The sequence below is a fragment of the Streptomyces sp. AB3(2024) genome (assembly GCF_041862025.1).
GTDB lineage: Bacteria > Actinomycetota > Actinomycetes > Streptomycetales > Streptomycetaceae > Streptomyces.
Genome location: NZ_JBGWAB010000182.1, coordinates 1 through 12,582, shown reverse-complemented (window position 1 = coordinate 12,582; position 12,582 = coordinate 1). Strand labels below are relative to the sequence as shown.

Below are 12,582 nucleotides of genomic sequence, written 5' to 3'. Positions count from 1 at the left end.
GAGGGGGGGCACGGCGCCGCCGCCGGGGGCGGGCCCCGGGTTCCGGGGCGCGCCACGGGCGGCGGGCGGGGAGCGGGCCTACTGGACCCGGCGGCCGTCCATGACGACGTTCCCGCTGACCGTGCCGTCGGAGCCCGAGACGGTCACGGCGTGCCGGACGCCGTCCGGGCCGATGACCACCGCCAGCCAGGCGCTGCCGCCCCCCTCCTGGGCGACCGGGCGCAGGGCCTCGACCTTGCCGCCGCTGACCGCGCCGGCGGCCTTCTCGGCGGCCTGCCCGATCGGCAGGGAGGGCAGCGGCGCGGGCGCGAGGGCCTGCTTCGGGGCGTTGCCGGGCAGGTCGGCGCCGTCGCGCACCGTCGGGGCGCCCTGCCGGTGGGCCTTGTGCTCCCCCTTGCCCTCGTGGGCGCGGCCGGGGCCGTCCTCGCGGCCGTGCCCGCGCCCGCCTTCGTGACCTCCCTCGGCCCATTCGACGCTGTGGCCCTTGCCCGCCCGCTCGTGGTGCTCGGCCACGGCGACCGCCGCCGCCCCGCCGCCCACGATCGCCACGGCGGCCACACCCGCGGCCGCCCAGCGCGCGCCCTTGCCCCGGGGCAGCACCCGGGCCAGGCGCTTGCGCCCGCCGGGCTTGCCCTCCTGCGCGGGCTCGGGCTGCCCGGACTGCTCCGACGGTTCCGACGGCGGGTAGAACTCAGACATACCGGCACTCCTCATGCACCCGGGCACCTCACCCGGCTCGGCCCCGAGCATGCGGAGCGCTTGCTGAAGCCCACCTGAAGCCACCTGAAGACCTCTTCAGCGACCCGCCCGGGGCGCCTGAGACCCTGTTCCCATGCGCGTACTGGTGGTGGAGGACGAACGACGGCTGGCCCTGGCCCTGCAGCGCGGGCTCCAGTCGGAGGGGTTCTCGGTGGATGTGGCCCACGACGGGCTCCAGGGGCTGTGGATGGCCTCCGAGCACGATTACGACCTCATCGTCCTCGACATCATGCTGCCCGGCCTCAACGGCTACCGGGTCTGCTCACGGCTGCGCGCGGCGGGCCACGAGGCCGGGATCCTGATGCTCACGGCGAAGGACGGCGAGTACGACGAGGCCGAGGCGCTGGACACCGGCGCCGACGACTTCCTGTCCAAGCCCTTCTCCTACCTCGTGCTCGTCGCCCGGCTCCGCGCCCTGGGCCGGCGTACGGGCCGCCGCGGCCCGCGGACCATGACCTTCGGCGACCTGACGATCGACCCCGCACGGCACTTCTGCTCCCGGGGCGGCACGGAGATACGGCTGACCGCCCGGGAGTTCGCGGTCCTGGAGTACCTGGCCCGGCGGCCGGGCGAGGTGGTGCCCAAACGGGAGATCCTGGAGCAGGTCTGGGACAGCGCCTTCGACGGTGATCCGAACGTGGTCGAGGTCCACGTGAGCGCGGTGCGCCGGAAGATCGACGCGCCCTTCGGCCGCACCGCCCTGGAGACCGTGCGCGGCGCGGGCTACCGACTGGCGGTCGACGGTGGCTGATGCCGTGGCCTCGGCCCTGCGCCGGCTGAGCGGTCCCGTGGCACGGCTGCCGCGGTGGATCCCGTCGTGGCGCCCGGGGCGGCTGCGGCCCACGACCGTACGCGCCCGGGCGACCGCGGGCGCCGTCGTGGTGGTGGCCGTGGCCCTGGCCGTGGCCTCCTTCGCGCTGCTCGGGCTGCTGCGGGCCGACCTGCTGCGCAACGCCGAGCGGGACGCCGCCCAGCAGGCGGAGACCGTCGCCGGACTGGCGGCGGCCGGGGACCTCGACCGGATGCGGCCCACCGGCCTCGGGGCGGACTTCGTCCAGGTGGTGGACGCCCGCGGCCGGGTGCTGCGGTCCACCCCGAACCTGGCCGGGCTCCCCGCGCTCGCCCCCGTCACTCCGCTGCGTCCGGGCACGTCCTTCCACACCTGGCGGGTCCGCCCCCTCGGTGGCGAGCACCGCCAGCGGGTGGTCCAGGTGACCACGCAGACGCCACAGGGGCTGGTCGCCGTGTTCGTGGGGACCTCCCTGCGCGACGTGGACGCCGCCGACGACACCACCGCCGCCGCCCTCGTGGTGGGCGGGCCGCTGCTGCTGGCCACCGTGGGGTTCGTGACCTGGCGGGTCACCGGGCGCGCCCTGCGGCCCGTCGAGGCGATCCGGGCGGAGGTCGCCGAGATCGGCGACCGCGACCTGCACCGGCGGGTGCCGGTGCCGCCGACCCGCGACGAGGTGGCCCGGCTGGCCGAGACGATGAACCTCACCCTCGACCGGCTGGAGTCCTCCGGCATCCGCCAGCGGCGCTTCATCGCGGACGCCTCGCACGAGCTGCGGAGCCCGATCACCGTGCTGCGCACCCAGCTGGAGGTGGCCCTGGCCGTCCGGGACCAGGAGCTGTGGCCGGAGCTGATCGGCGGGGCGCTGGAGGACGTCGAGCGGCTCCAGCAGCTGGCCTCGGACCTCCTGCTGCTGGCCCGGATCGACGCCGCCCAGCCGGTGCCCGCGCAGCGGCTGGACCTCGGCGAGGTGGTGCGCGACGCGGTGGACGCGCGCCTGGGCGACCGGGTTCCCGTCCGGGTGTCGCTGGCGGCGGACGTGGTGGTGGAGGGCAGCGGGCTGTGGCTGGCCCGGGTGGTCACCAACCTCCTCGACAACGCGCAGCGGTTCGCCGCCGGACGGGTCGACCTCACCCTGCGCAGCGTCGGCGGCCCCCGGGCGCGGACCGCCGTCCTGGAGGTGGCCGACGACGGGCCCGGCATCGCACCGGAGGACCGCGAGCGGATCTTCGAACGCTTCACCCGGCTCGACGACGCCCGCAGCCGCGACCACGGCGGCGCCGGCCTCGGCCTGGCCATCGCCCGCGACCTGACCTCCCACCACGGCGGCACCCTGACGGCCGCCGACTCCCCCGGCGGGGCGCGCCTGGTCGTCCGCCTGCCCGTGGCGCCCCCGCTCGGGTCGTGACGGCGGCGCGGGGTGCCGGCGGGTGCGTCCCTCCGCCCCTGACGCAGCTTTGACGCCCGCGCCCCGGGTTCATACGGATCGCTGACGGACGGGCCGCGCCGGCCGCCGTTGAATGGAGACGGGCTCCCGCGGCGCAGCGCCGCGGGAGCGCGTACGAGGGCGACAGGGGAGGGACCTGCGGTGCGGCGACGCGTGGTGGCGGGTGTGAGCGGGAGTAGCGGAAGCCTGACGGCCCTGCACCGGGCCGCCGCGGAGGCGCGGTGGCGCGGGGCGGAGCTGTGGGTGGTGCTGGCCTGGCAGGCACCGGGCGGGGGTCCGGGGTCCCGTACGTCCTGCGGCGGCTCCCTCGTGTACGCCGAGTGCCGGGCGGCCGCGGTGAAGCGGCTGCGGGAGGTCCTCGACGGGGCCTTCGGAGCGGCGGGCCCGGGTGTCGCCCTGGCCGGGCAGGCGGTACGGGGCACCCCCGGGGCCGCACTGGTCGACGCCGCCCGGGACGAGGACGACCTGCTCGTGGTCGGCGCCGGCGCACGGGGGCGGCTGCTCGGCGCCCTGCGGCCCTCGGTGGGCCGCTACTGCCTGGCCCACGCCCCCTGCCCCGTCCTGGCCGTGCCGCCGAACCCCCTCCGGGCCCAACTGGACTCCCTGCACCGGCGCAACGCGTGGCACGTCCCGCTCGACACGCGGGAGCTCATGCCCTGAGCGGTGCGCCCCGACCCCGCGCGGGGTCGGATCCGAACCGGGTCCACGCCGGGCCGCGTCCACACCGGGGCCGCGTCCACCCCGAGCCCCTCGGCCCGGGGCCGCGTCCGCCCCGAGCCGCGTGCGCCACGGGGTGCGTCAGCCCGGGCCCCGCCCCGCAAGCGGTTTCCATGTGCCGGGCCGGCCCACCGACCGGTTCCGGCCGTTCTGCCCGTCCCGGGAGCCCGGGGCCGGGGCCGGGCCCCGACCGGAGGCGTTCGCGGGCCGGGGCCGGGGCCGCCGGCAGGTCGGCCAGATCGCGTTGCTCCGTCCCCGGGGCTGCTGTGTACTCACTCCTCCAGCTCCCCCGGACCCCGTGCCGGCCCTCCCCCCACGACGGGGGGAGGGCAGCTTCGCCGTGCCGGAATCCGGGCCGAACTGGCCCTGTCCGCAGGCGAGTCGAAGGAGAACCGGCATGTCCGAGAAGCAGCACCGGCCCGGGAAGCAGGCCGTGGCCACCGCCGCGCCCGCCACGCCCGCCGCGCCCGCCACGCCCGCCGCGCCCGTCCCGCCCGCCCCGCCGGAGTTCACGTTCAGGTGGGGCCGGCACAGCAAGGCCATGGAGCGGCTCTCGCTCGCCCAGATGGCCCGGCGCGTCCCGGCCTCCCTCACCCACACCGCCCGGCTGGCGTGGGCGGTGAACCGGGCGGCCTTCACGTGGCTGGTCTGCGCCCAGGTCCTCGGCGGGATCTGCACGGCCGCCGCCCTGGCCGCCGTCTCGAAGGCCATGGGCCCCCTGCTGACCGGTGGCACCGTGGAGCAGCGCGTCTCGGCGGCGTCCTGGCCGCTGGCGGCCGCCGCCGCTATGACCGCGCTCGGGGCCCTGTCCTCCATCGCGGCCGGGAGCGCGGCGCGCCGGCTGACCCCCGGCATGTCCACGATCGCCGACCTCGCCATGGTCGACGCCCACATGGACGTTGACCTCGACTGCTACGACGCCCCGGACTTCTCCGAGCGTTCCGAGGCCGCCGAGACCGGATCGGCCCGCTCCTCGATGCTGCTCCAGGACGCGCTCGGGTTCACCGGTGGTCTGATCGACCTGCTCGCCGTGGCCTCCGTGCTGTCCGTGGTCCATCCGGTGCTGCTGCCGCTCCTGCTGCTGTCGGTGGTCCCGCGCGGGCTGGGCTCCGTACACGCCGCCCGGCTCGACCACGCGCTGCACAACGAGACGATCGCCTCCCGCAACATCCGCAACATGATGCGCTGGCACCTGACCACGCCCAAACTCGCGGACGAGCTGCGCGGCAACAGCATGCGCGCGTACGCCCACCACTGGTACGCGGCGGTCTGCGAGCGCATCGACACCAGGATGACCGGCGCGGCCCCCCGCTACCTCGTGGTGTACCTCGTCGCCGCCTGCGCCTCCGGGCTGTTCACCGCTCTGACGTGGCTGTCGCTGGGCGGGCTCGTGGTCGGCGGGTACCTGGCGCTGGGCGCCGCCGGTACGGCCATCGTCGCGATGCGGACCTCCACGGCCGCGCTGTCCTCGCTGGTCGTGTACGGGGCGGCGATGTTCCAGCACGCCCTCTACCTCGGGGACTACACCGCCTTCATCGCGCAGGCGGCCGAACGTTCGGGGCCGCGCGGCCCCCAGGCCATGGAGGCTCCCGAGAAGATCCGGCTGGAGGAGGCCGGGTACACCTACCCCGGCAAGGACACCCCCGCGCTCGGCCCGGTGTCGCTGACCCTGAACCGGGGCGAGGTCGTCGCCGTCGTCGGGGAGAACGGGGCCGGGAAGTCCACGCTGGTCCGGCTGCTGACGGCGCTGACGGCCCCGACGGCGGGAACCGTGTCCTGGGACGGGGTGCCGACCTCCGACGCGGACCAGCGCTCGGCCTGGACCCACGTCGGGCTCGTCACCCAGTCCTACGGCTACTGGCCCTTCTCCGCCCGCGAGAACATCACCCTCGGCCAGCCGGGTCCGCGCGGTGAGGAGGCGGTCTGGGAGGCGCTGGGGGCCGTCGGCATGAAGGAGGCCGTCGCGGGCTTCCCGCAGGGCCTCGACACCCTGCTGGCCCGCTCGCTGTGGGGCGGTCACGAGCCGTCCGGCGGCCAGTGGCAGCGCCTGGCCTGCGGGCGGGCCTTCCACCGGCGCCCGGCGCTGCTGGTCATGGACGAGCCGACCTCCGCGATGGATCCGCGCGGCGAGCACAGGGTGTTCTCGGGCCTGCGGGAGACCAAGGACGAACGGATCACGGTGATCGTCACGCACCGCATGGAGAACTGCCGCCTGGCGGACCGCATCATCGTCCTCGACGGCGGCCGGATCAAGGAACAGGGCAGTTTCGAGCAGCTGCTGGCCGTCGAGGGCGGCACGTTCCGGGAGCTCTACGAGCTGTCGCAGGACCGGTAGCGCAGGACGGCCCGCCAGGGCCGGGGCGGGGTGGGGGCCGGGCCTGGGCGGGCGCGGGGCAGGGTGGGGCGGGGCGGGGCCGTTGGTTCATTCCCGCCCGGCGGCCTCCGCCTCCGCCTCCGCCAGCGCCCGTGCCCGGCCGGTCACCACCGCGGCGGCGGCGAGGGCGCTGGCCCCGAAGGCCAGCGCCACCGTCCACGGCTGGTCGAAGTGGTGGCCGGTGGCGTGGTCGACGGAGTAGCGGCCCGGTCCGGCGAGGCCGACGGCCGCCGCCGTGAACCCGAGGAAGGCCGGGTACTCGAATCCGCCGCCCTGGTTGAAGAAACCGGCTGGGGCGTGCACGGACACCGCTCCCGCCATGGCCCCGGCCGCAGCGGCCCCGGCGACCGGGGTGGCCAGCCCCAGCATCAGCAGCGCCCCGCCGCCCGCCTCCCCCAGGCCCGCGGCGATCGCGCTCTGCCGGCCCGGCCGGAAGCCCATGCGTTCCATCGCGGCCGCCGTCCCGGTCAGGCCCGCGCCGCCGAACCACCCGAAGAGCTTCTGCGCCCCGTGGGCGACGAGTACCGCGCCGGTGCCGGTGCGGAGCGCCAGCAGAGCGAGGTCACGGCGGTTGATGCAGGTCATCAGGGTCTCCCGGTGGATGCGCGGACGGGCGGACGGGCGGGCACGCGGGGCGCAGGCGCCCCGGGCGGTCCCGGCATCCCTATCCGCTCCCGGCGCCGACGCCCCGGCGAGCGCCCGCAGATCCGCCATACGGGCCCCCGGGTGCACCGTCGGCCACGGATCGTCCGATTGACGACCCTTCATCACGCTCCGGAGACGCTAGGATCACGGTGTGGTCACAGCCCGTGCGCAGCACCTGCCGCCGGCCCGCCGGTCGGCGGGTCTGCTGCCCCTGCTCGGGCTGGCCCTGCTGCTGCTCGGCCTGATCTGCACGCACGGCGCCCACGCGCCCGGCGCGTCCGCCCACCCGGCCGCGGCCGCCTCCGTATCGCAGGCCTCTGCCGCCGACGGCCACGGTCCCGCCCACCCGGCCGACGAGTGCGCGCCCGTGCCTCCCCGGCAGGGTTCGGTGGTGGACGCCCCGGCCGCCCCGTCGGCGGCCGTCACCCGGTGTGCCCCCGAGGTCCGCCGGGGTCTGCCCGGGTACGACCCGGCCGGCGCGTCCGGATCCGCCCCGGCCCGTACGGCGGCGCCGCCGGTCCTGCGGGTGTAGACACCGCGGCCTTCCGTACGGCGACCCGCGCGCGGCCCGACCGCGCCCCGGTCGCCGTACCCGGCCGGTCCACGCGGTCTCCACGGGGAGCGCCGCGCCCCCGGTCCGTCCCCCGGTCGGCCCCTGCCCGTAGCCGGTCCGTCCCCGGTCCGTCCTCGCGCCGTATCCGACCGGCCCCGGCCCGTCCCCGCGATCCGCCGCCGCCCCCGCCCGTACCGGGCCGGGGTGCCCGCCGCACGGAGGAACCGTGTCACGCCGTCCCCGCGTACCCCCGGCCCGTCCGGGCCCGCCGTGGGCATCCGCCGTACTCGGCGCGGTGCCCGCCGTCCTGCTCCTCGCGGCCCTCGTCTGCTTCCCCCACCTCCTCGACGGCGCCGGGGCTCCCGGCGGCACGCGGCACGAGGCCGTCTCCGCCGGGTCGCGGGCCGCTGGAGCCGCGCCGCAGTCCGGGCCGACCGTGCCTGAAGGACGGCCGCATCCTCATCCGGAGCACGGTTCCTCCTGCTCCGCCGTCCCGGGCACGTCCCGTACGGCCCCGGGCCCGGCGCGCGACGGCGGCGGGCAGGCGGCGCGCGGCCTCCCGGGCCGGGGCGCCGGAACCCGTGCCGGGCCGGCCGTGCCGACCCGGCACGCGGGTGCCCCGCGGGCCCGTTCCGGCCGCTCCGTCCTGACCAGTGTCTGTCGATGGCGGCTCTAGTCCGCTCCCGTAGTTCCCTTCGCAACGGCTGACGCATGCCCAACGGCCGGGCCCCGCCCCGGCCGAGGTCGGCATCCCCATGAGCGACCACCCGAAGCATCATCGAACGAGAGCGGAACAATGCATTCTTCGGCCACCGACGTGTCCCAACCCGCCCACCCCGGCCGCGCCGGCCTCTCCGGGCTGGTCGGCAACACCCCCCTGCTGCGCGTGTCACAGCCCCTCGCCCCGCAGGGGCGCGGCTTCTGGGCGAAGCTGGAGGGCTTCAACCCCGGGGGCATCAAGGACCGCCCCGGCCTGCACATGGTCGAGCGCGCCCGCGCCCGCGGGGAGCTGCTGCCGGGGGCCAGGATCATCGAGTCCACCAGCGGCACCCTGGGTCTCGGCCTGGCGCTCGCCGGAATGGTCTACGGGCACCCCGTCACCCTCGTCACCGACCCCGGCCTGGAGCCGTCGATGACCCGGCTGCTGACGGCGTACGGGGCCCGGGTCGACGTCGTCCGCGAACCGCACCCCGCCGGCGGCTGGCAGCAGGCCCGCCGGGACCGCGTGAGCGAGCTCATGGGGCATCACCCCGGCTCGTGGTGCCCGGACCAGTACAACAACCCCGACAACACCACGGCGTACACCCCGCTCGCGCTCGAACTGGCCCGCGAGCTGCGCCACATCGACGTCCTGGTGTGCAGCGTGGGCACCGGAGGGCACTCCGCGGGCGTCTCGCGCGTCCTGCGGCAGCTCTACCCCGACCTGACGCTGGTGGGCGTGGACACCGTGGGCTCCACCATCTTCGGGCAGCCCGCCCGGACCCGGCTGATGCGCGGCCTGGGGTCGAGCATCTATCCCAGGAACGTCGCCTACGAGCAGTTCTCCGAGGTCCACTGGGTCGCCCCGGCGGAGGCAGTGTGGGCGTGCCGTCAGCTCGCCGCCTCCCACTACGCGGCCGGCGGCTGGAGCGTCGGCGCCGTCGCGCTCGTCGCCGGCTGGCTGGCCCGCACCCTCCCGGAGGAGACCCGGATCGCGGCGGTGTTCCCCGACGGGCCGCAGCGTTACCTCGGCACCGTGTACGACGACGACTACTGCGCCGCGCACGGCCTGCTGGACTCGCCTCCGGCCGGCGAACCCGATGTGATCGGCAGCCTGGACGAGAAGGAGGTCACGCGCTGGACCCGCTGCGCCACCGTGGTGGACCCGCTCACGCTGCACGGGGCGGGGGGTCGGACCCGATGAGGAGCACCCTCGCGCAGGTGCGTTCGTACGAGCGCAGCGTCCAGCTGTTGATGGTCAACCAGTTCACCATCAACCTCGGTTTCTACATGCTCATGCCCTACCTGGCCACGCACCTGGCCGGCCCGCTCGGGCTCGCCGGCTGGACGGTGGGGCTGATCCTCGGGGTGCGCAACTTCAGCCAGCAGGGCATGTTCCTCGTGGGCGGCACGCTCGCCGACCGCCTCGGCTACAAGCCGATGATCATCGCCGGGCTGGTGCTGCGCATCGCCGGTTTCGCGACCCTCGGACTGGTCGACTCCGTGCCCGCGCTCCTCGCCGCCTCCGCGGCGACGGGCCTGGCCGGGGCCCTGTTCAACCCGGCCACCCGGGCGTACCTGGCGGCCGACGCGGGTGAGCGCCGCGTCGAGGCGTTCGCGCTGTTCAACGTCTTCTACCAGGCGGGCATCCTGCTGGGCCCGCTGGTGGGCATGGTGCTGACGGGCGTGGACTTCCGCGTCACCTGCCTGACCGCGGCGGGCATCTTCGCCCTGCTGAGCGTCGTACAGATCCGGGCGCTGCCCGACCGGCGGGGCAACGACGCCGAGGACCGGACGGCCGGACCGCGCGAGGGCGTGCTCGCGCAGTGGCGCCGGATCCTGGGCAACCGGCCGTTCCTGCTGTTCTCGGTGGCCATGATCGGTTCCTACGTGATGACCTTCCAGGTCTACATGGCGCTGCCGCTGGAGGTCCGGCGCCTCGGCGGCGAAGGCGCGTTCGGCACGGCCGCGGTGGCGATGCTGTTCGCGGTCTCGGGGCTGAGCACCATCCTGTTCCAGACGAAGGTCACCGCCTGGTGCAAGGCGCGGATGGCGCCGGGCCGGGCGCTGACCTGGGGGCTGCTGACCATGGGGACGGCCTTCCTGCCCCTGCTGGCCGCCACCGCGCTCCCGGCGGTGGGGTCGGGGTCGCTCGCGCGGCTGCTGGCCGCCGGGCCGCCGGCGCTGTCCGCCCTGCTGCTGGCGGTGGGGACGATGGTGGCGTACCCCTTCGAGATGGACACCATCGTCCGGCTCTGCGGGGACCGGCTCGTCGCCACCCACTACGGGCTGTACAACACGGTCTGCGGGGTGGGCATCGCGCTCGGCAACCTGCTCACGGGCGCCGCGCTGGACGCGGCCCGGCCGGCCGGGATGTCCGCGCTCCCCTGGCTGGCGCTGTTCGCGCTCGGCCTCGGCTGCTCCGCGGCGGTCTACGGGCTCCACCGCTCGGGCCGGCTCGCACCCCCCGTACGGGCCGGTGACCGGGCCGGTGCCCTGACCGGCTGAGCGGCGGCGCGCCCCGGTCCACCTCCCGGGGCGGGGGGGGACCGGGGCGACCGGGTCCGTGCGCGAGGGGTTCCGGGGCCGCCTCCGGGGGTCAGGCCTTGCGGAGGCGGCCCCGGCGTCCCACCCGGCGACCGACCCGCATCCGCCTCGTCCATCGTCGGAAAACCCCAGGCCCGCTCCGCGTCCGTCGCCCAGAACCGCGCCAGGATCTCCCCGTACACCGCGAACGCCACATCCGGACGCCAGATCACCATCCCGTTCGCGAACACCTGGAACCGCCCGCCCAGCATCGCGTCCTCCTCGGCGCGGACCGGAGGGCCGAGGGGTCCGCCGGGTCCGCCCAGGGCCGCGTACTTGGACCCGATCGCGCCGTAGGGCTGGAACGCCTCGTCCCGCATCTGCCGGGCCACGCCCTCCGCCTGGGGGTAGCGTTCCGGGTAGGCCGAGCGCTGGACGGCCTGGGCGAGTTCGCCCGCGCTGCCACCTTCCATGCCGGGCTCCATCTGCTGGGCCACCTCGAAGAACTTGTTCGCCGCGTAGTCGACGTCGAGGACCTGCTCCGGCGAGCCCCAGCCCTGGGAGGGCCGCTGCTGGAAGACGCCGAGCGAGTCGCGGTCCCCGCAGTTCAGGTTGTTCATGCGGGACTCCACCCAGCCGGTCTCGAATCCGGCGAGCATCACCTTCTCGGACACGCCGCGCCGTTGGCCGACCTCGTAGACCTTGCGGGTGACCGCGATGTCCCGCTCGGGTGGTATCGCGCAGAACATCTCGGCGGTCACCGGGTGCCCGAGGGGTCCCGGCACGCCGGGCGGCGGTCCCGCCGCCCGGGCCGCTCCGCCCAGGGTGGTCGCGGTGGTCAGGGCCAGCGCGGCCGCCAGCCCCCGTCCCGCGCGTCGTACGGCCCGTCCAGGCACCTGTGTGCTTCTTCGTGAGGGGATGTCAGGAGGTCAGAACCAGCTCTGATAGGGGGTGTCGTTGCACGCCCACGTGCGGAAGCCCAGGGAGCTGTCGTCGATGCACCGGCCGGTGGCCTGGTTCTGCAGGCGGATGCTGCCGTCGCCCCAGACCTTCACCCACCAGCTCTGCTCCGGACTGGAGTTGCAGCCGCCGACGGTACGGAACCCGTTGTCGGTGTCCTCGACGCAGCGGCCCGTGTTGACGTTGCGCAGCTGCCGGGATCCGTCGCCCCAGACGTGCACGGTCCACAGTTGCGGGTTGCTGCCGTTGCAGCTCCAGGTGCGGAACCCGTTGGAGGTGTCGTCCATGCAGCGGCCGGTCGCCTGGCTGCGGAAGCTCTGTACGGCGTCGGCCGGGCGGGCGGGGGCCGCGGAGGCGGTGGGCGCCGCGGCCAGGGCGGTGAGGGAAGCGAGGGCGGTGAGGGCAAGGGCCTTGCCGGGCAAGGGGGTTCGTGTGACGTGCATCTGTGCGGTTCACATCCATCCGTAAGCGGACCGTGCCCGCTGCCGGCGGGCGTGGGCCCGGTCCGCGGACCGGGCAGACGGCAAGCTAGCGGCGGGGCACGGGGCGACGGCATCCGCAACGTTGCGGAGTGACGGCGGGGAGCGCCGGCCACAGACTCGGGGCAGCCGCCGCCCACGCGGAGGGGGGCCCTCGGTGCGGGAACCCGTCAGCGGGTGGGGGTGGGTGTGGGGCGCGGGCATTCGGGGACGGCGGGGCGGTCCTTGGTGCGCACGGCGGGCAGCCAGGCGGTGGTGCGGGCCGCGTCCTCGGGCAGGCGGACGCGGAACCACTCGACGGACACGGCGTCCGATTCGTCGATGATGGGCATCCCCCGGGGGAGCAGGCAGTCCACGGCGAGGACCTGCCCGTCCCACACCCGGGTGGCCACGACGTTGTCGGGGGTGTAGGCCTTCAGTGGGTCGATCGCCAGGCCGAGGCTGCACCGCGGGTTCCGGTCCGTCCGGTTCCGGCAGCCCTGCTCGGCGTTGAACACCCGCAGGCTGCCGGTGGCTTCGGTCCGGGCAGCCGCGGGTGACGCGTCGCGGGCCCCGTGGGGCCAGAGCGCGACGGCCGCCCCGCACACGGCGGCGCCTGCCAGGAGGGCGGCGCGGGCCCGGCGGTGGAGCCGG

The 12,582-nt window shown here is 75.9% G+C and carries 12 protein-coding genes and 1 pseudogene; 8 read left to right on the top strand and 5 right to left on the bottom strand.

The annotated features are described in order from the left end of the window. Nucleotides 1–78: 78 nt before the first annotated feature. A complete protein-coding gene (locus tag ACEPPI_RS37480) occupies nt 79–699 on the bottom strand; it encodes a hypothetical protein (RefSeq protein WP_373919740.1) in 621 nt (206 codons plus the stop codon). A gap of 133 nt (nt 700–832) precedes the next feature. On the opposite strand from ACEPPI_RS37480, the gene ACEPPI_RS37475 reads away from it, so the two are divergent. The 4 genes from ACEPPI_RS37475 (at nt 833) to ACEPPI_RS37460 (ending at nt 6,048) form a co-directional block, all read left to right on the top strand. Next, nucleotides 833–1,510 carry a response regulator transcription factor gene (locus ACEPPI_RS37475; RefSeq protein ID WP_373919739.1) on the top strand — a complete coding sequence of 226 codons (678 nt, stop codon included), beginning with the start codon at nt 833–835 and terminating at the stop codon, nt 1,508–1,510. Between the two features lie 82 nt (nt 1,511–1,592). Continuing rightward, a complete protein-coding gene (locus ACEPPI_RS37470; RefSeq protein WP_373919741.1) occupies nt 1,593–2,957 on the top strand; it encodes a sensor histidine kinase in 1,365 nt (454 codons plus the stop codon). A gap of 180 nt (nt 2,958–3,137) precedes the next feature. Next, the gene (locus tag ACEPPI_RS37465) at nt 3,138–3,656 is read left to right on the top strand and encodes a universal stress protein (protein ID WP_373919738.1); all 519 of its coding nucleotides are present in this window, start codon (nt 3,138–3,140) and stop codon (nt 3,654–3,656) included. A 454-nt stretch (nt 3,657–4,110) separates the two neighbouring features. Beyond that, complete coding sequence (locus tag ACEPPI_RS37460) at nt 4,111–6,048, top strand: ATP-binding cassette domain-containing protein (protein WP_373919737.1); 1,938 nt, start codon at nt 4,111–4,113, stop codon at nt 6,046–6,048. Between the two features lie 87 nt (nt 6,049–6,135). Here ACEPPI_RS37460 and ACEPPI_RS37455 read toward each other — a convergent pair whose 3' ends face one another. Continuing rightward, complete coding sequence (locus ACEPPI_RS37455) at nt 6,136–6,672, bottom strand: DoxX family protein (protein ID WP_373919736.1); 537 nt, start codon at nt 6,670–6,672, stop codon at nt 6,136–6,138. A gap of 211 nt (nt 6,673–6,883) precedes the next feature. Between ACEPPI_RS37455 and ACEPPI_RS37450 the strand changes: the two genes are divergently transcribed. The 4 genes from ACEPPI_RS37450 to ACEPPI_RS37435 all read left to right on the top strand — a co-directional run bounded on the left by ACEPPI_RS37450 (nt 6,884) and on the right by ACEPPI_RS37435 (nt 10,492). Further along, a complete protein-coding gene (locus tag ACEPPI_RS37450; protein ID WP_373919735.1) occupies nt 6,884–7,264 on the top strand; it encodes a hypothetical protein in 381 nt (126 codons plus the stop codon). A gap of 247 nt (nt 7,265–7,511) precedes the next feature. Further along, nucleotides 7,512–7,961, top strand: coding sequence for a hypothetical protein (locus tag ACEPPI_RS37445; RefSeq protein ID WP_373919734.1), 450 nt, complete (start codon nt 7,512–7,514; stop codon nt 7,959–7,961). 120 nt (nt 7,962–8,081) lie between these two features. Beyond that, on the top strand, nt 8,082–9,188 hold the full coding sequence (locus ACEPPI_RS37440; RefSeq protein ID WP_373919733.1) for a PLP-dependent cysteine synthase family protein: 1,107 nt from the start codon (nt 8,082–8,084) through the stop codon (nt 9,186–9,188). Next, a complete protein-coding gene (locus tag ACEPPI_RS37435) occupies nt 9,185–10,492 on the top strand; it encodes an MDR family MFS transporter (RefSeq protein WP_373919732.1) in 1,308 nt (435 codons plus the stop codon). The genes ACEPPI_RS37440 and ACEPPI_RS37435 overlap by 4 nt, the downstream gene beginning before the upstream one ends. Here ACEPPI_RS37435 and ACEPPI_RS37430 read toward each other — a convergent pair. From ACEPPI_RS37430 to ACEPPI_RS37420, 3 genes and pseudogenes are all read right to left on the bottom strand, one after another. Then, on the bottom strand, nt 10,417–11,406 hold the full coding sequence (locus ACEPPI_RS37430) for an LGFP repeat-containing protein (RefSeq protein ID WP_373919731.1): 990 nt from the start codon (nt 11,404–11,406) through the stop codon (nt 10,417–10,419). The two genes, ACEPPI_RS37435 and ACEPPI_RS37430, sit on opposite strands and share 76 nt — an antisense overlap. Nucleotides 11,407–11,439: 33 nt before the next feature. After that, on the bottom strand, nt 11,440–11,913 hold the full coding sequence (locus ACEPPI_RS37425) for an RICIN domain-containing protein (RefSeq protein WP_373919730.1): 474 nt from the start codon (nt 11,911–11,913) through the stop codon (nt 11,440–11,442). Nucleotides 11,914–12,119: 206 nt separating this feature from the next. After that, nucleotides 12,120–12,582: pseudogene (locus ACEPPI_RS37420) on the bottom strand (serine/threonine protein kinase); the annotation flags it as partial.

Coding starts and splice junctions, on each gene's coding strand:
- ACEPPI_RS37460 (WP_373919737.1), top strand. CDS start 4,111: ATGTCCGAGAAGCAGCACCGGCCCGGGAAGCAGGCCGTGGCCACCGCC.
- ACEPPI_RS37440 (WP_373919733.1), top strand. CDS start 8,082: ATGCATTCTTCGGCCACCGACGTGTCCCAACCCGCCCACCCCGGCCGC.
- ACEPPI_RS37480 (WP_373919740.1), bottom strand. CDS start 699: ATGTCTGAGTTCTACCCGCCGTCGGAACCGTCGGAGCAGTCCGGGCAG.
- ACEPPI_RS37425 (WP_373919730.1), bottom strand. CDS start 11,913: ATGCACGTCACACGAACCCCCTTGCCCGGCAAGGCCCTTGCCCTCACC.
- ACEPPI_RS37455 (WP_373919736.1), bottom strand. CDS start 6,672: ATGACCTGCATCAACCGCCGTGACCTCGCTCTGCTGGCGCTCCGCACC.
- ACEPPI_RS37475 (WP_373919739.1), top strand. CDS start 833: ATGCGCGTACTGGTGGTGGAGGACGAACGACGGCTGGCCCTGGCCCTG.
- ACEPPI_RS37435 (WP_373919732.1), top strand. CDS start 9,185: ATGAGGAGCACCCTCGCGCAGGTGCGTTCGTACGAGCGCAGCGTCCAG.